Annotated in this window: 12 protein-coding genes; 5 read left to right on the top strand and 7 right to left on the bottom strand. The window is 47.3% G+C overall.

The features are described 5' to 3' along the window. Positions 1 to 3: 3 nt before the first annotated feature. The 4 genes from AC4OGX_RS00910 to AC4OGX_RS00925 all read right to left on the bottom strand — a co-directional run bounded on the left by AC4OGX_RS00910 (position 4) and on the right by AC4OGX_RS00925 (position 5,429). On the bottom strand, positions 4 to 2,043 hold the full coding sequence (locus tag AC4OGX_RS00910) for a BglG family transcription antiterminator (protein ID WP_493327910.1): 2,040 nt from the start codon (positions 2,041 to 2,043) through the stop codon (positions 4 to 6). A 147-nt stretch (positions 2,044 to 2,190) separates the two neighbouring features. Then, on the bottom strand, positions 2,191 to 3,141 hold the full coding sequence (locus AC4OGX_RS00915; protein WP_493327911.1) for a class II fructose-bisphosphate aldolase: 951 nt from the start codon (positions 3,139 to 3,141) through the stop codon (positions 2,191 to 2,193). An 18-nt stretch (positions 3,142 to 3,159) separates the two neighbouring features. Further along, complete coding sequence (locus AC4OGX_RS00920) at positions 3,160 to 4,284, bottom strand: carbohydrate kinase family protein (protein WP_493327912.1); 1,125 nt, start codon at positions 4,282 to 4,284, stop codon at positions 3,160 to 3,162. 110 nt (positions 4,285 to 4,394) lie between these two features. Continuing rightward, positions 4,395 to 5,429: a TIM barrel protein gene (locus AC4OGX_RS00925; protein WP_493327913.1), complete on the bottom strand. Its 1,035-nt coding sequence runs from the start codon at positions 5,427 to 5,429 to the stop codon at positions 4,395 to 4,397. A 207-nt stretch (positions 5,430 to 5,636) separates the two neighbouring features. Here AC4OGX_RS00925 and AC4OGX_RS00930 point away from each other — a divergent pair, with 207 nt between their 5' ends. The 3 genes from AC4OGX_RS00930 to AC4OGX_RS00940 all read left to right on the top strand — a co-directional run bounded on the left by AC4OGX_RS00930 (position 5,637) and on the right by AC4OGX_RS00940 (position 8,390). Then, complete coding sequence (locus AC4OGX_RS00930) at positions 5,637 to 6,557, top strand: AraC family transcriptional regulator (protein ID WP_493327914.1); 921 nt, start codon at positions 5,637 to 5,639, stop codon at positions 6,555 to 6,557. 128 nt (positions 6,558 to 6,685) lie between these two features. Then, a complete protein-coding gene (locus AC4OGX_RS00935) occupies positions 6,686 to 7,366 on the top strand; it encodes a response regulator transcription factor (protein ID WP_493327915.1) in 681 nt (226 codons plus the stop codon). Continuing rightward, positions 7,359 to 8,390 carry a HAMP domain-containing sensor histidine kinase gene (locus tag AC4OGX_RS00940; RefSeq protein ID WP_493327916.1) on the top strand — a complete coding sequence of 344 codons (1,032 nt, stop codon included), beginning with the start codon at positions 7,359 to 7,361 and terminating at the stop codon, positions 8,388 to 8,390. Before AC4OGX_RS00935 ends, AC4OGX_RS00940 begins: the two co-directional genes overlap by 8 nt. 44 nt (positions 8,391 to 8,434) lie before the next feature. Here AC4OGX_RS00940 and AC4OGX_RS00945 read toward each other — a convergent pair whose 3' ends face one another. Further along, entirely contained in the window at positions 8,435 to 12,019 is a 3,585-nt protein-coding gene (locus AC4OGX_RS00945; RefSeq protein WP_493327917.1) for an ABC transporter ATP-binding protein/permease, read from the bottom strand. 216 nt (positions 12,020 to 12,235) lie between these two features. Here AC4OGX_RS00945 and AC4OGX_RS00950 point away from each other — a divergent pair, with 216 nt between their 5' ends. Next, positions 12,236 to 12,661, top strand: a complete 426-nt coding sequence (locus tag AC4OGX_RS00950) for an EamA family transporter (RefSeq protein WP_493327918.1) — start codon at positions 12,236 to 12,238, stop codon at positions 12,659 to 12,661. A gap of 20 nt (positions 12,662 to 12,681) precedes the next feature. Here the strand turns inward: AC4OGX_RS00950 and AC4OGX_RS00955 are convergent, their stop codons facing one another. Together AC4OGX_RS00955 and AC4OGX_RS00960 are read right to left on the bottom strand one after the other, a co-directional pair. Next, a complete protein-coding gene (locus AC4OGX_RS00955; protein ID WP_493327919.1) occupies positions 12,682 to 14,139 on the bottom strand; it encodes an MFS transporter in 1,458 nt (485 codons plus the stop codon). Positions 14,140 to 14,257: 118 nt separating this feature from the next. Continuing rightward, positions 14,258 to 16,606 carry a glycoside hydrolase family 2 TIM barrel-domain containing protein gene (locus tag AC4OGX_RS00960; protein ID WP_493327920.1) on the bottom strand — a complete coding sequence of 783 codons (2,349 nt, stop codon included), beginning with the start codon at positions 16,604 to 16,606 and terminating at the stop codon, positions 14,258 to 14,260. A gap of 165 nt (positions 16,607 to 16,771) precedes the next feature. Between AC4OGX_RS00960 and AC4OGX_RS00965 the strand changes: the two genes are divergently transcribed. Next, positions 16,772 to 17,605, top strand: a complete 834-nt coding sequence (locus AC4OGX_RS00965; protein ID WP_493327921.1) for a helix-turn-helix domain-containing protein — start codon at positions 16,772 to 16,774, stop codon at positions 17,603 to 17,605. The last annotated feature ends 3 nt before the right edge of the window (positions 17,606 to 17,608 follow it).

The following is a 17,608-nucleotide window of genomic DNA, read 5'->3' on the forward strand; positions in this document are numbered from 1 at the left end:
CTCTTATTCCCCGATCACCTTCTCCAGGTAATCAAGGACCTCTTCCCTGGTCTCCAGCTCCGCAACATCGTCCACTCTGGATGCGATCTCAAACACTGTCATGATATCCTTGAGGATCTTTAAGTGCTTTTCCTGATCCTTTGCGGCCAGTGTGATGATGATCCTGGCCTCATGAAAATCTGAGAATCTGACCGGCTTTTTGAAGATCGTCATAGACACGTCCAAATGCTTTACCCCGTCTTCTGGTTTTCCATGAGCCAGCACCAGCCCCTGGGTGATAAACATATAAGGTCCGTAATACCGGATCTGGGAAATGATATTATCCAGATAGCGTTTCTCTATACTGTTTTCCGAGAGCAGCTTTTCTCCCGCATATTTTACAGCCTCCTGCCAGCGCAGCTCCTCCTGTGTGATCTCTATCCTGTCTTTTCTCAGGAAATCCATAAGTCCCAGCGGCTTTTTGAACAGAGAACTCTTTTCATCCACAGCTTCTCCCTCAAAAAAGAGCGCCAGATCCTTTTTCAGATTGTCATACTCCTTTTCATCCACATATTTCTTCACGATATCAAACAAGATCTCACCGTCATCCAGCCGTTTTCTCTGCTCGATCAGCTTATGGTTGAGAATGGCTTTCCTGTCGATATCGGTTAGGATCGGATGCACCGTAATGCTGGGGACGATACTCTTCACCTTGACGGTGGAGATGATCAGGTCACATACCTCCTGCAGATTGATCGCATCCACCATCGCTACCACGTCCACGATCTCTGCATATGGAAGAAGCTGCTGCACCTCCCTGCGGAGCATATTTCCCGCAGAAACACCATTTACACAAACGATCAATATCCTCAGCTGGTCTGACGCAGGCTTTGATACTTTTAAATGTGCCCCGAAATGAAGTGCCAGATAGGCGATCTCACTGTCCGGTATGGGCAGACCGACCAACTGCTCCAAATACCTGGTAACAACCTTTGTAATATCAAATAGATTGGGATACTCCCTGATGATATCATCACTTAAGGGATTTCCGATCTGAATACCGTACTGATACCTGTATAGGGAGGTCTTGATATGTACGAACAGGGAGCGTTCCAGCTCTTCGCGGTCCTCAAACATCACGCAGGCTATTTTTTCAAACTCTGCAACCAGGGCTTTGGTTATCTCATAGACTGACTGGTCCGCATTGTGATCAAACATATCGCAGGCCGGAACAGCGACCCTGGAGCCAAGCAGATGCAGACACAGGTAGATCTGCTCCGATTCCGCCAGGTCAGGATAATACTTCTTCACCAGCCTGAACTCATCTGTATGAATGATCTTCTCTTTCCTCAGGTTCGGGAAGTACGGACGCCTTGCCCCCTTATACATCAAAGGGGTGAGGACTGCCAGTGACTCCAGGACTCCATCCACATACTCTGTGTTCAGTTCTCCTGCAATAAGTTCCAGGCGGTGCTCGTATTCATCGATGGGCTCCTGGTTCAGGAAATTTAATACCCCGCTGTGATATAAGGGCAGAAGGGTATTGAAATACATGAAAAAAAGTGCTCTGATGCTGATCACGTCTCCCGTGATCCGGTACCCTCTTTTGGACTCATATTCCAACGTCAGGTTATATTCCTGGAGCTGGTTCACCACCACCCGCAGGTCATTAAAAATCGTATTACGGCTGACCTGGCAGTACTCAGATAACTGTTCGATGTAGACCGGCCTGCTCAGATGTGAGATCAGAATATAACAGTAAATAATCTTTACACGTTCCGTAGGCGAGAAAATATAGCTTTCCTCGCCTGACTCATTTTCCACGATCTTTTCAATCTTACGCTTATCCTCCTCCGGGATCAGGATTCCCTTCCCCCTGACTACCTCGAGCTCATCCACTCCATAATAATTGAGGAATTCATTGATCTTACACAGATCATAATAAATACTCCGCTTGGAGACGCCCGTCTCAGCGGCAATCTGCTTCAATGATATGTAATCCTCCCCATTGTATAGAAGGGAAAGGATCTTCTGGCATCTTGCATTGATATATACCGTTCCCATGAACTGCAGCCTCCTTGATAGACTTCTTTTGCTGATATATTTATCTTATAAGACTGATTATAGCTTTAATCAGCGGCAGGATGCAAGATGGAAATAGTACAAATCTTTGCAAATTTATAAAGTTGATTCCATACACCCGGGATTTTGTTACCTCCTGATATACCTTCGTACTTCTTCCACAACCAGCCTTGTCAGCTGTTCCACATCCATCTGCGGCATTGCTGTACCCTGAGCAGTGAAACCGGCCTTTCTGTCACTGCTAAACAGCTTCATCTTTTTCATAGTTTCCTGTTTTACGGCCTCCACTGCGGCAGGAATCAGGTCGATGATACCTTTATTCATATCTGTAAATTTCTTAAACTCTGCCTCCACTGCAGCCACATTGATATCTGTGAAGATATTTACCTTACTGATCCCTTCCTGGATGGCAGTCTTAAAATCTGTATCCGTAAGCCCGGAACCGCCGTGCAGCACCAGCGGAACATCTACAGTCCTGGCAATCGTGCGGATCCGTTCGAAATCCAGCTTCGGCGGCAGCTTGTATGCACCGTGTGCATTGCCGACCGCAATTGCCAGTGCATCCACGTCGGTCTTGTCCACATAGTCCTTTGCCATCTTTGGCTCTGTGTAGAACTGTTTCGGATCAGTCAGATGAGAGCTGCCCTCCGCAGATCCTTCGTTATCTCCCACATGGCCCAGTTCTCCCTCGATCGTTGCACCATAGGAATGGGCAATATCTGCCATCTCTTTGACCTTCTTTACATTTTCCTCATAGGAGTCTGTGGAGCAGTCGTACATAATGGAGGAAAAACCAAGCTCCAGCGCCTGCAGACAGGTTTCTTTCTTCAGGCCGTGATCCAGATGGATGACCACCGGGACATTTGCTTTTTTCGCCATCGGGATCAGGAAGTAAGACAGCTCCTCCAGCGGTCCATATGGAAGCAGTACCTCCGCAGTTCCCATGATGACCGGAGAACCGGTGCTTTCCGCTGCACTGATGATTCCTCTTGCCAGCTCCATATTCACCGCATTAAAAAGTCCTACTGCATAATGTTTCTTTTTTGCAGGGAGTAAAACATCATTCAAATTTACTAACATTCTTCTTCTCCTTCTTTGTTAAAAGTTATTTTTCTGCCATCCGGCGCTGATTTTTTCTTCCAGCCCTTCAAAAGATTTCAGACCGCTTAAGGCATCATAGGCCGCCACACAAGATGCGCCGGTACCTGCGGCCAGATGCAGTACCTGCTCCAAGGGGTACCCTTCCAGCATCGCTGTGAGAAATGCCGCGATACTGGTATCTCCCGCTCCCGTTCCGGAAAGAATGCGTTCAGGCACGTAGCTTTTCTCAAAGCCCTCCTTGTCCGCCCATCCGCTTAGATCCAGTTCAACTCTGGCACCAGCCTTTAACAGCTGACGTCTTTCGGCAGTCCGGTAATACATTCCCGGGGCGCCGCATTTGATCAGAAGAACCTTTGCGCCGAAATTCATGCACTGATCAGCCAGGGGCTTCACATCCTTCCCGATATCCAAAATTTCCGTGATATCTCTGCCTGCTGCGCGCTCCTGCCATTCTTCAAAGCGCTTTTTGTCCAGCATATAGCAGAGCTCTTCCACGCTTGGCACAAAGAAATCAACATATGGGATCACACGCTCCAAAATCTTTTCCCAGTCGGCTCTTCCTGCCTCACTGTCCGGATCGACTGCTGCCATATCCAGTGAAGTGGCGGCTCCGGCTTCTTTTGCCCGTTTCATGATCCTCACCAGTTCCTCCCCGTCCGCTTCATACATGGAACGCATCAGCGGCGGATATCCAAAATGGAACAATGCCGCCTCATCCAGGGCTTCCTGCGGGATGTCAGATGCCCGGAAGGTATGGTTTGCTCCCGGATTATGTAAGAAGATGCGATCAATTCCGGGAACTGCTAAAATAACAGAATAAGAAGTCGATTCTGTCTCTGAGACGATCATACCGCCCTGCACATTATACTGTTTCAGAATATTACATACCATATCGCCGAATGCATCTTTGCCGATCTTCCCCATCAAAGTCACATCTGCTCCGAGGATTTTCATCGCCAGACCTGTATTTGCCACAGCCCCGCCCGTGTGGACATCCGCCTCCCCCATCTGGATCAGCTTTCCGGGAGAAAGGATTTCCCCTAACTGACTTACCTTTTTCTCTGGAAATACAGGGGTGATATCCAGACAGATATGTCCTGCTACAATCACTTTTTTCTTCATAGCCTGCTCCTTTTTATCAACATTTTCCTTTGAATCAACATTTCTTTTGCTTTTAGATACGGAAAACGGGAGACCTTGTTTGATCTCCCTGTTTTTTATGTACCGGATTCCTATTCCACTCCCATAAGAAGGTTCATAACATACATTTCCAGTGCTTCAAAGTCTCTGTTTTCCACACATTTTTTCTGGAAATCATAATCGAATTTATCCACTTTTTCTTCCAGTGTCTTAAAGATCTTCAAGCTGTTTTCCAGATGCTTGTAGCTGTCTTCATCCTTTGTCGTTCTCATGGCTTTTACATCAAGTCCCACATATTCACCGTGATCTCCATAGCCGTTTTCTTTTAAAACTTTTACCTGATTGAACGCTGCGCGTAAGTTTTCAACACCAAAGGACTTATCCTGGTCATAACGGATTCCGTTCTGGTCGTTTAAGTGTACGGTCATCAGCTTGCCCATTGCCATAGCAAATCCGATCTCATTGGCCGGATCCAGTCCTGCAAGGATCGCATGCGCACTCTCTAAGTTTCCGCCTACGCGGGAAGGATCGATGGTCGCTGCAGAAACCGCCATAACATGTCCCATGGTACCGCAGATGCTTCGGTCGATCGGCTCGTTTGGCTTCGGCTCGATGCAGACACGGATCTTCGGATCATACTCCAGCATCTTGTTGATTGCCTCAACCAGCATTTTCGTTGCCCATACCGGAGACTTGGATTCTGCACACAGCGTTCCTTCTCTTGCAAGCCAGAGTACGATCATGTCACATCCCAGCTCATTTGCGATATCAATCGAACGGTAAGCTCTCCACATTGCATACTCTCTGTCTTCCTCGGATGTGCTCATGAAACCGCCGTCCTGAGTATGGCTGTCCATCCAGAGACGCGGTGCAACGAATTCTGCTTTCAGATTGTACTTGTCCAGAGTCTTCTTTAACTCACGAGCTTTCTCCTTGATTTCCTCTTCCGTGTAGTCATTGATATTCGGCACAGCATCGTCATCATGGAACTGCACTGCAGAAAAACCAAGCTCTGCAAACTTCCTGTACTTCTCCTCTACAGGAATGTCCTTTCTTGTTTCCGGTCCATAAGAATCGGCTCCTGTATGTACGTTCCATGGTCCTACTGAAAATTTAAATTTTGTCATCTTAATTTCCTCTCTTTCTTTGATTTCGGCTTTATCTGCTATATTTTAGTTATACCAGAGACAGGCATCATAAAATTGACAATGTTGCGGTTTTTTATGTTGTTTCTTGTTCATCCGTAGTGTATCATGTTTGTAGGACATTCAAAGGGGTCAGACCCCTTTGCTCTCCGTTTTCAGAATAGTTTACTAATTTAAGGAGTCCTGGTTATGAGTGATAAGAAGGAATTTGAGATTGTACGGCATACGACCATGAGTTATCTGGAGATTTTTATGGTGGAGATGACTGCCCGCAGTCCGCATGGGCACGATGATCTGGAGATCGGGATCCTGCTTGAAGGTGCTTTGACGCTGTTCACGGAGTTGGAGCAGCATGAACTTCATGCCGGGGATATTTATATTATCAACAGGTATCAAATTCACTCTTTTCTGAACAAAAGCAGTAATAATCTGATATTAGCTTTCCAGGTTCATACGGACTTTTACCGAAGGATCGATCAGCAGCTTGGATTCTTAAGATTTGAGAACGGAATCATCCGAAGTGGTGAACTGCACGACCGCCTGTACCAGACACTTTTTGAGTGTGCGGCTGTGTATTTTTCTGCTTCCGCACATAATGATATCAAGTGTTCGAGTCTGCTTTTGGATGCGCTTTATCAGCTGCTTACGGATTCTCAGTATACGATTACCAGTGAGAAGGAAAATGCGGCTGCGAAGAATAATTCCAGGAGACTGAACCGGATTACGGATTATATTTCCGAACATTATACGGAACACATTTCCCTGCAGGATATTGCAGACCTGGAACATATTACCACTTACCATGCATCTCATTTTATCAAGCATATGCTGGGGATTTCTTTTCAGGAATATCTGAATAATATTCGTTTTGAACATGCCTTCCGTCTGATTGAAAAATCGGATTTTTCGATCCTGGATGTGTGCCTGGAGACAGGCTTTTCTAACAGCAGGTACTTGAATCAAATGTTTGAGAAAAATCTGGGATGCAGTGTAAAAGAATATAGAAAGATGCATAAAAAGCCGCACCTGATCGGCGCGGCCCTTCCTACGGATAATATACAGAACCGGTATTCATTTGAACAGGCTGCTTTTGAGTTTAACAGATTGTAAGATATTTCCTTTTCATATAGAAGAGAACCCTTGAAAATAAGGTTGAGGTTCATTTGAGATTATAAGTGTAAACTTCTCACTATCTAAGGGCAAAACCTGTGATACAATAAAATCCGGAGGTGAAGAAGATGTTTCAGATTTTAGTAGTGGAAGACAACAAAGAACTGCGGGACCTTTTCTGTACGGTCCTGACCGAGAACGGATACACCGCCATCCCCGCGACAGACGGGATGAATGCGTTTGATATTCTGGACAATACATATGTGGATTTAATCATATCCGATGTCATGATGCCCGTCATGGACGGCTTCGAAATGACTCGTGCGATACGGGAGGCAAAATACACGATGCCGATTCTTATGATCACCGCAAAAGAGGATCCGGCCGATAAGCAGGAAGGCTTTCGCTCCGGCACTGACGACTACATGGTCAAGCCCATTGATGTAAATGAAATGGTCTGGAGGGTGGAGGCGCTGCTTCGGCGGTCACAGATTGTCAGCCAGAGAAAGACCCGGCTTGGCACCACCGAATTCGACTGCGATACGCTGACTGTCCGGTGCGGTTCTTCAAAGACAGAGCTGCCGCAAAAGGAATTCCTGCTGCTTTTTAAACTCGTTGCTTCTCCCAACCGGATTTTTACCCGCAGGCAGATTATGGAGGAAATCTGGGGAATCGACTCGGAGACGGATTCTCATACTTTGGATGTCCACATCAGCCGTCTGAGGGAGAAATTCAAAAACAACCCTGATTTTGATATCGTGACGGTCCGCGGACTTGGGTATAAGGCGGTGAAGAAACAGCATGAATAAACATCCGTTCAGGGCAACTGTTGTGTTTTCCTTTTTAGTTTTCATTGTACTGACTATCACAATGGCTTTAATGGGACTCCTGACAATGATTCTGCTGAATATGGGAATCATCCGCGACCCGAAGGGCGGGCTGATTTTTGTCATATCCGGTATCGTCAGCGTCATCGTCGGAACCATTGCCTCACGTCTGGCTGGAAAACGTCCATTAGACTCCATTCTTGCAATCAATGAAGCGACAAAGGAAGTGGTAAAGGGTAATTATACTGTCCGGTTAAACGAAGATATCCCCGTCACAGAATTAAGCTCTATGGCCCATAACTTTAATGTCATGGTAAAGGAGCTGGCAAATACGGAGATTTTTAGAAAAGACTTCATTGAAAATGTCTCCCATGAATTCAAAACGCCGCTGTCTGCGATTGAGGGGTATGTGACACTCTTACAGCAGAAATCCCTGGCCGAAGAAAAGCGGGCCGAATATACACAGAGAATCCTCTTAAACACAAAACGCCTCTCCTCACTGACAGGTAATATTCTATTGCTGGCCCGGCTCGAAAATCAGGAGATTGTAATTAAAAAAGTGCGTTATTCTCTGGATGAACAGCTCCGGGAGGTGATTTTACTCTTCGAGGCACAGTGGACGGCGAAGGATCTGGATCTGGATATCGACCTTTGCTCCGTGGATTACAGCGGCAGCAAGGAACTGCTCATGCAGGTGTGGCAGAATATCCTGGGAAACGCCATTAAATTCGTATCAGAACAGGGACAGATACGAATTCTTCTGCGCAAAGAACAGGACAATATCATTGTTTCCATCGCAGACAATGGCATCGGCATGGATGAGGAGACAAAGAAACGAATATACGAGAGGTTCTATCAGGCAGATACCTCCCGCACCGGAGCCGGCAACGGGCTGGGGCTGACGCTGGCAAAACGGATCGTGGACCTGCATAACGGAACGATCGAGGTTTCCAGCGAAGTCGGGAAAGGAACCGCTTTCACCGTGACACTGCCGGAGGAAGGATAATAGAAATGCCGGCATAAGATGCCGGCATTTCTGATATTAGATTTTTATTCCACCCGAAGCGCCGTCACCGGATCGTTCTTTGCCGCCTTGCTGGATGGAATCAGCCCGCCAAGTATCGTCAGCAGCACGCTGAGCAGTATCAATATGACTGCATACGGTACGGGCAGAACTGCACTGATGGCAGTGGAGTCTGCAAGGTGGTGGATCAGCGCATTTCCCGGAATCAGAATCAGCAGCGTCAGCATAATCCCGATACCCCCGGCGCAGAGCCCGATGATAAAGGTTTCTGCATTAAAGATCTGGGAGACATTTCCCTTCGACGCTCCGATAGCACGCAGGATCCCGATTTCTTTTTTCCTCTCCAGCACGCTGATATAGGTGATAACCCCAATCATGATCGAGGAAACTACAAGGGAAATCGCCACGAATGCAATCAGCACATAGCTGATAATATCGATAATATCCGTTACCGAGGACATCATCGTTCCCACAACATCCGTATACGAGATGACCTGCTCGTCTTTTCCTTCATCCTCCATCCGGGTGTTATAGTCATCCAGAATCGAAACGACATGCTCCTTGCTCTCAAAGTCCAGCGGATAGATGTTGATTCCGGTGGGCTGGCTGAAATCCACGTACCCGAGTTTTTCCAGATTTCCTTTATAGGTAGCTCCTTCTGTGGATACAAGTGACATCAGAAGCTCAGACATTTCGTTCTGGTCCATCTTCATCTGAAAGGCTTTCGCAAACGCCGTCTCGTCAATCTGCATGGCATCGCCCATTGCACTCTGAAGCTGATTTCCGGCCTGAGTCATGATGGATTGAAGTGCCCCCTCCAGATTTTGGCTGATTTGGGTGACAATCTGCTCCATCAGAGAGGACATCTGTGTTTCCAGCGTCTGTGACATCGCCTCGGTGAAGCTTCCCATCGTTTTCTGCATATATTCCTGAATGACAGTGGAAATCTGCGTCTCCAGGCTGTTTACATCTACCATGCTGTAGATGCCATCGGAAAGCTGCTTTCTGCCGGCATCCGTATTTAAGTAATCCATAAAATACTGTCCCATCATGGATGGATCCGGAAGGTTGTTAGCCGCTGCATACTGCTGATATCCGTCCGCAATCTCAGAGGCCAGTTTTTGAATCTGCTCAGCCGTAACTGATATGTCCACATTATTCTGGAAAATCTCAGAGCTCCAGCGGGTAAGGATTTCCTGTGCCCCTGCTGTCTGGAGATATTCTATCAGATATTCGTCAAACCTTTCTGAATCTGTATATCCCTGTTCGGCCGCATATGCCTGATATCCGGTCATAAGCTCCGCCGCCATGGCCTGAAGCTGTTCGGCAGAAACGGTGACACCGCCGCCGTTCTCCTGAATCATCTTTTTAATATTTTCTGTTAAAATGTCCTGCACTTCCCCGGATGCCAGATACGAAAAGACAGCATCGCCCAGCTTCGTATAATCTGCCTGCGGATTTCCTGCGGTATAGTCCTGATACCCCTTTAGAAGTCCGTTCACCAGCTGTTCCATATTTTCACCGGAAACCGTCAGGTTCAGCCCACTCAAAAGGCTTTCCAGACTGATGCCTTCCATTTCAGGAAGCGTAAGATTCATATCTCCCAGGTTTATCATGCCGGAGAGGTCAAGGGAATCTTCGTCCATCTGGAAAGCCCCGGACAGATCCATCGAATCAGTCAGCCCTCCGGACAGGGCATTCTCGTCAAACTTGAAGGCATTCTGTATGGCCTCCGTGTCTACCGTAAACAGAGAATCCATGTCCAGCGGATTCTGACTGCTGCCGGCCTCAGAAAACGGCTCATTTGTAAACACATTCACGTTTGGATCTGCGATCTGCTGCTGAACAATCCTGCTGTTCTTCGCCTGCTTTGCTACATGCTGTGTCAGAGATACCGGATAGCCGATTCCCGGGCTGAGTGCAGATCCGTTTGCTCCCTCAGCGGGCTTAACGACACCGACCACCTTTAGATTTTCCCCGTTTTCCACCAGCCTGTTCATATACTCTTTGTTGTCTGTCTTATCCGTCCAGACTTTATGCTCGCTGTCATACTCATAATAATCCGAACTGTTTACCAGCTTGAAGGTTGTTCCCAGGATATCTTCATAAGTATAAGAACCCATATTGTCAGGAGTTTGGATTGTTTCTTCGTTAATAAACTGCTGAATCATTTCATCCAGTTCCATCGCATCTCTCAGCCCGAGCGTATACAGCATAAAATCGCTGATACTACCGTTACCGTTCAGCACGACCACACATTCGTTGTAGCTGTCAGGCCAGCGTCCGGCTTTTACATCGTACTGATTTTCGTACAGTGAGGCATTCTCCGGCATCTCATAGAATACATCCGTGCTCATCATCGATGACATCATGCTGTTGGAGCCGGAGGAAGAGCCGAAGCCGAGCGAATCAAAGGACTTATCCGGATTCACCTGGCGGATTGTATCATCATCCTGACGGTAAATCTGCGGAACACTGTTGTACGTGTACTCAATCGCTTTCGTATAGGCCTCCATCCCGCTGTCCCCGCTGTCCAGATACTCCTTTAAGGATTCCAGATCATTAGAATTCATGGTGGAGAACATATCCGTCACCATCTGTACGACATGGATGTCCCCGTCTTCCTCCTTTCCCAAACCTCCTGTGTTGCCCACCATCAGCGAGGAAATGTCAAGGCCGGTGCTCTGGATCTGCAGCGGATATTCAGACAGCGTCTCCTCCTCCACGGACTGAATGTAGTCATTTGCCCCTGTGGACAGCGACAGAATCAGTGCGATTCCGATGATTCCGATGGAACCGGCAAAGGCGGTGAGAAGCGTCCTTGCTTTTTTCGTCCGCAGATTGTTAAAGCTCAGAGACAGTGCCGTCAAAAAGGACATGGAGGATTTCCCCATGTTCTTATGCTCCGGCTCTTTGAGATGTTCCTCTTCTATTTCATATGGATTCGAATCCGAACGAATCGTCCCATCCTTTAGCTTTACGATACGGTTCGCGTACTGGTCAGCCAGCTCCGGGTTATGTGTGACCATCACGACAAGACGGTCTTTCGCCACCTCTTTTAAAAGCTCCATCACCTGAAGGCTGGTCTCGCTGTCAAGCGCTCCGGTCGGCTCATCGGCCAGCACGATATCCGGGTTGTTCACCAGCGCCCTGGCAATGGCGACTCTCTGCATCTGCCCGCCGGACATCTGGGTGGGTCTCTTGTGTACCTGCTCTCCTAATCCGACCTGAATCAATGCCTCCCGTGCCCGTTTCCTGCGCTCTGCCTTGCTGATACCGGAAATCGTCAGGGCAAGCTCCACATTTGCCAGTATCGTCTGATGGGGAATCAGGTTGTAGCTCTGGAATACGAAACCTATCGTATGGTTCCGGTAGGAATCCCAGTCACGGTCTTTGTACTTTTTTGTAGAAATGCCGTTGATAATCAGATCCCCGCTGTCATATCTGTCCAGCCCGCCGATGATATTTAAAAGTGTCGTCTTCCCGGAACCACTGGGTCCTAAGATTGCGACAAACTCGTTATCCCTGAGGTTCAAACTGACATCGTTCAGGGCAGTCTGTATCAAGTCGCCTGTTTTATACTTTTTGCTTATATTTTTAATCTGCAGCATATATTCACTCTCCTTGTCTCACCTAAGATACAGGCCGAACCTCAACCGAACCTCAACTAAAAAAGAGAAGAAAAATAAAATTGATTTTTTCATATCTCTATGATAAAATATTTTTCATGGGTGAGCACCTACCGGCAATCAGGCTATTCTGATTGCCTTTTTTTATGACATAGGAAACTTTATTTTCAAACCAAATCATATAGGAGTGTGAGTAAAATGTTGCAAATGTATTGGCCGATTTTTCTGATTGTATTATCAAATATCTTTTACCATATTTGTTCCAAATCAACACCGAACGGGATTCATCCGCTCGCTGCGCTGACAGTCACATACGCCGTAGGTACAGTCATTTCCGGGGTATTGTATTTTATCCTGAATCATGGCGGAAGTCTGATCCAGGAATACCACAAGCTGAATTGGAGCAGTTTTGTTTTAGGCCTCGCAGTTGTGGGGCTGGAGGCAGGTTCCATCTATATGTATAAAGCGGGCTGGAACATCAGTGTCGGACAGCTTGTCCACAGCTCCCTTTTAACCGTGTGTCTGATCGTGATCGGCTATTTGTTTTATCATGAGGCCATCACTCTGCAGAAAATCGCAGGCATCGCGATCTGTATGTTCGGACTGTACTTAATTAATAAATGAGAAAAGATACACATGATTTTTTACAGTCCTTTCCGCTTCCTGATCTCCTCATGGATCAAAGGCAGCTTCTTCTCCAGATTAAACATTGCAAATATAATCGTCATAACTACCATTCCGACAGCCGGCACTCCAAAAGTCCCAAAGGTAAGGAAACGCCGCACCGTCTCAGACTGTGCCACCCAGCTGCCGTCAGCTAACGGCGCCACATAGCCGGTCAGGGAAAGCCCCATGTTCAGAATCCCGATTCCAAGCCCTGCCGTAACCGTGATGATGATACTATAGATGGAAGAAGAAAATCCGTCACATCGGTATCCGCACTTCCACTCCACATAATCCAGCGCATCTGCCAGTACTGATAAGGTAACATAGGTCATCGGAAGCGCCCCGATCGATCGGATGGTCAGTGCCGCTAATGCCATGGGCAGACTATAGGCATTGAGCATTCCAAAGACTCCTCCGGCCACTGCGATTGCACCGCAGACTACATAGATCTTCTGTTTGCCGAATTTCTTTACCAGCGGCCACATCACCACGACTCCGGGTCCTAACAGTGCCTGTCCGATAATGTTCAGCAACGCGAGCGTCTTACCATCGTTGTACGTGCCCACAACCCAGTTGGCATAATATAGCATAGAGTTGACACTGATCGTATTGCACAGATTGTAGATAAACAATACTGCAATAATCATGACCCAGTACTTACTGGAAAGGCATCCTTTGATCTGCTCTTTCAGGGACACGGACTGTTCTTCTGTCTCTTCCCTGTCTGCCCCCTCCTCTGTGACACGTTCTTTCGTAAAAAAATACTGTAAAAGCGTGCCTGCAACAGCCAGCAGGGAGATAAGCGCCATCATCTTAATCCAGCGGCTCTGATCCACTCCCATATAAGGAAGTACAACGGCAGGATAAAGCACTGCCAGAATGAATCCGGGAACCATATTGATCCCCATAGACTGGGCGATTGCCAGGGTATCGCGCTTTTTATTGTCGCGTGTGGACAACGGCAGCGTGATCACGTTACTTAAATTATACATGGTATAAGAAATACAGAAAAACAAATTATAGCTGCATGTTACCCAGATCGCAGTCACCGTCGTATTCGACGCGGGCACCAAAAACAGAAAGATCGTTGAAACTGCCATCAACGGCCCGGATACCAGGATCCAGGGTCTTGCCTTCCCCTGTTTTGACTTTGTATTATCCACAATACGTCCCATGATGATATTCGTAACAGCATCCAAGATCTTAGAAATGACCGGCATAAGCGATAAAAAAACTCCCGCCGCCACACCACCAAGGTGAAGTACATCGGTATAAAAGCTGTTCAGATAGCTCCCGCTGACTGAACAATACAGGGTCGCTACCAGAGCCGGGCCTAAAAAATACCCTATCCAGCGTTCCCTGTTCTTAATCTCATCCGTCTTGATCCTGGAATCAAAGACAGGCTTTGATAATTGTCGAAACTCCCAGTTTCCCATTATATAACCTCCTGAACTCCTCGTTATCCTCTCGTTTCCTTTTACTTATCTGATCGGTTGTATGATCTGTTGTATGATTACTTATCTGGTCTGTTATCTGTACTATTGTCCGGTCAGATTATTTTACTGCGCAGATGACTTTACTCACAGTCTTAAGCCCCTCTCCTGACACCTCAATATATAGCGGTTCCTTTTGTACCTTCACCACCGCCAGGCTTCTGCCGTAATAGGTGGTATATTCCCCTGACAGAAAATCTTCCTCTGTTTTCGGATTGGCACTTCCGAATGCCAGCAATTCTCCGCCCTCAACACGCAGTCTCAGTTTTGTGTCTCTGTTGCATTCGATCTCTCCGTTTTCTCCGGTCAGGGAAATGTCCAGATACAAAATCCCATCCGGCCCTGCCTTCTCTTCCTCCTGAGAGATACGGATCTGTGTGTGTTCATCCGCTGAAACCAGCCTGCTGTCTGAGTGAAAGGAACCATCCTCATTGTATGCGCAGGCCTTTAATTCCCCTGATTCATAGCAGGTATGGAACACAGTCTTACAATCTTCTGTTTTTTCTCTTCCAACAGATGTCCCGTTCAGGAACAGCTCCACTTCATATGCAGTACTATAAACCTCGATCTCGGCTTCATTTCCCTCACATCCCTGGTAAGACCAGTATGGAAGAGCGTTGCTGCCCCGCCAGATTGCTTTATTCGGCATCACACCCGGGTGATTGACAGGGCAGACACCGATATAAGGAGTCTTTCTGCTGCCCCAGACCACCAAAGCCATTCCTGCCTCAGCATTCTCATTTCCCAGGATGTCAAAGGCTCCGGTATCTGCAAGAAGCCACGGGTAATTTTTCGTAAAGCCCATATCCTGTACACCGTAGGACCAGGAACCGATCCCCACTTCTCCGAGATAATCCCATGCGGTCCACATAAAGTCCCCGATCACATAAGGGTACTGTTCCACCAGCTTCCATGTTCTCGCCAGGTCATATGCATACGTCTCCGTCCCGACGATGATACGGTCCGGGTGTACCTCCTGTTCCGTCTCATACCGGCTGATGGCATAGTTGTACCCCGCAATATCAAGCAGGTTAAGTACCGGGGATGAGACCTTGTCCGCCTCTTCTGTGGCGGCAGCCATGGTCATGCTTTTTCCGAATTCGGATATCATCTGGTTGTAAAGAGTGCTGTTCATCTCCCCCATTTCCGGTACCGCACCGGATTCCATAGGGTTATTCTCCATCACAGACAACATCAAAAGGGTCAGATTGATCCCCGCGGTCACCGGCCTTGTGGGATCTTCCTCCTTCATTTTCCTCATGATCTTCTCTGCCAGCTCCTGCCCCTCTGGTTTGGCGGGTTCTGTGACCTCATTGCCGATGGAGTACATGATCACGGACGGATGGTTATAATCTTTTGCCGCAATCGCCTGAATGTCCTTTTCGTAATGCTCCATAAAATTCTTTGCGTAGTCAAAGGGATTCTTCTGGACATTCCACATATCCCAGGTTTCATCCATTACATACATCCCCAGCTCATCACATGCTTTAAGTGCTGCAGGGCTCATCGGATTGTGTGCAGAACGGACCGCATTAAAGCCCGCCTCCTTTAACCGTTTGATCCGGCGACGCTCAGAGGTCTCGAAACACCTGGCTCCTAAAATTCCGTTGTCATGATGGATGCAGCCGCCCTTTAGTAAAACTGTTTTTCCGTTGACTTGGAATCCTTTTGTTGACCACTCTATCTTCCTGATCCCAAAGGATGTATCCTGGCTGTCTAACACGTGTTCCCTGTCTTTTAGTGTAACGACACAGTCATAAAGCTCTGGTGAGTCTGCATCCCAAAGGTGCGCGTCAGAAATGGTAAACTTTGCCTTCGCCCCTGTTCCTTCTGCCACCTTATCTCCCTGGTAAAATAATTCGACCCGGATATCCTCCTCACTAAACTCTGCTTTTGTATGCCTGACCTCAACCAGAACTTCCGCAGGTTCATAAGAAAGTGTGGTCACACGGATTCCATCCGGTTCAATATGCTCCTTTCCTCCCAGCACCAGCCAGACAGGGCGGTAAATCCCTGCTCCGGAATACCATCTGCTGTTGGGAAGCTGACTGTTATCCACTTCCACCCTCAGATCATTGTATGCATCATAGTGAAGCCCTTTTAGCGGTACCCAAAAAAGCGTATAACCGTATTTACAGCCGCCGATCTTTACCTCATTGAGAAAAACCTCAGCTCCCGGGTACACCCCCTCGAATTCCAGGAATACCTCCTGCTCTTCCCATTCCTTCGGCGCCCGGAATTTCCTTTCATATGTATAGGTCCCGCCTTTGAAAAAAGCCCCTCCGCTGCCGGATGGTGCATCTGCCTCACGCCCCTGCTCCTGCATTGCATCATGGGGCAGGGATATCATTCTTTTTGGTTTTCCCTCCTGACCAAACAGCCACTCATCACAAAATAATCTCTTTTCCATAATCTGCTCCTTCCTCTAATCTTGTATCTCTCTGATTCGATAGTATACAAGCTGTCCGCCCTAACCTATATCAAATTTCTCATCACAATATTAGATTTCTCACTTATTTTGTGTTATACTCCTTTTAGACAACGATTCAGCCATGCGGCGTTTATGGAGGTTCCTATGAACAGACCGAATCCCCCGTCCAAAGCCAAAGCTTTCCTACCTGGAAAGGAAAGTTTAAAGCAGGAACACGAGGTTCAACAGAGATATTCGAATATCATTTTCAATAATCAGGAAGAACAACAGATGCACAATTCCTACGAGGAGGAACTGCGCGAAATGAGAAGTATTGAGACCGGAGACTTAGAAATGCTGGAGAGCTGCTGGGAAGAGATCCAGCCTGAATCCTATGGGACACTCTCCGTAGACAGGACCCGCAATATCAAGAACCTGTGCATCATTCTCGTGGCCTTTGCAAGCCGTGCCGCGATCCGGGGAGGGCTGCACCCGGAGATCGCATATTCCTTATGCGACAGTTATATCCAGCAAATCGAGGACTGCAGTGAGCAAGCCGTTTTAGGACAGCTGGCGCACCGGGCAGAACGCCGCTATACCGAACTGGTCATCGAAGCAAACAGCTATAAAAATAGTGAGAAAAGGCTAAAAGCCTCTCCCCACATCGAACACTGCAAAAAGTATATTTTTTCCCATCTTCACGAAAAGCTGACGGTACAGGAGATCGCAGATGCACTGCACTTGAATCCGAACTACTTGTCCGGGCTGTTCAAGAAACAAGAAGGACAGACCATTTTACAGTTTGTATTAAAGGAGAAAATAAAGTTAGCACAGAACATGCTGATCTACTCGAATTATACTTACAGCGAGATCGCCAATTATCTCGGTTTTTCCTCCCAAAGCCACCTGGGCGTACAGTTTAAGAAAAATGTACACATGACTTTGGGAGAATACCGGACGAGATACCAGTCGGAAGTCTTTCAGATCCAGCAGGAATAGGCA

It is taken from the genome of Faecalicatena sp., assembly GCF_058819085.1.

Bases quoted from the DNA above. Each gene is read 5' to 3' on its own strand.
- AC4OGX_RS00950 (WP_493327918.1), top strand. From the start codon at position 12,236: ATGTTGCAAATGTATTGGCCGATTTTTCTGATTGTATTATCAAATATC.
- AC4OGX_RS00955 (WP_493327919.1), bottom strand. From the start codon at position 14,139: ATGGGAAACTGGGAGTTTCGACAATTATCAAAGCCTGTCTTTGATTCC.
- AC4OGX_RS00910 (WP_493327910.1), bottom strand. From the start codon at position 2,043: ATGGGAACGGTATATATCAATGCAAGATGCCAGAAGATCCTTTCCCTT.
- AC4OGX_RS00915 (WP_493327911.1), bottom strand. From the start codon at position 3,141: ATGTTAGTAAATTTGAATGATGTTTTACTCCCTGCAAAAAAGAAACAT.
- AC4OGX_RS00940 (WP_493327916.1), top strand. From the start codon at position 7,359: ATGAATAAACATCCGTTCAGGGCAACTGTTGTGTTTTCCTTTTTAGTT.
- AC4OGX_RS00960 (WP_493327920.1), bottom strand. From the start codon at position 16,606: ATGGAAAAGAGATTATTTTGTGATGAGTGGCTGTTTGGTCAGGAGGGA.
- AC4OGX_RS00930 (WP_493327914.1), top strand. From the start codon at position 5,637: ATGAGTGATAAGAAGGAATTTGAGATTGTACGGCATACGACCATGAGT.
- AC4OGX_RS00935 (WP_493327915.1), top strand. From the start codon at position 6,686: ATGTTTCAGATTTTAGTAGTGGAAGACAACAAAGAACTGCGGGACCTT.
- AC4OGX_RS00925 (WP_493327913.1), bottom strand. From the start codon at position 5,429: ATGACAAAATTTAAATTTTCAGTAGGACCATGGAACGTACATACAGGA.
- AC4OGX_RS00965 (WP_493327921.1), top strand. From the start codon at position 16,772: ATGAACAGACCGAATCCCCCGTCCAAAGCCAAAGCTTTCCTACCTGGA.
- AC4OGX_RS00945 (WP_493327917.1), bottom strand. From the start codon at position 12,019: ATGCTGCAGATTAAAAATATAAGCAAAAAGTATAAAACAGGCGACTTG.
- AC4OGX_RS00920 (WP_493327912.1), bottom strand. From the start codon at position 4,284: ATGAAGAAAAAAGTGATTGTAGCAGGACATATCTGTCTGGATATCACC.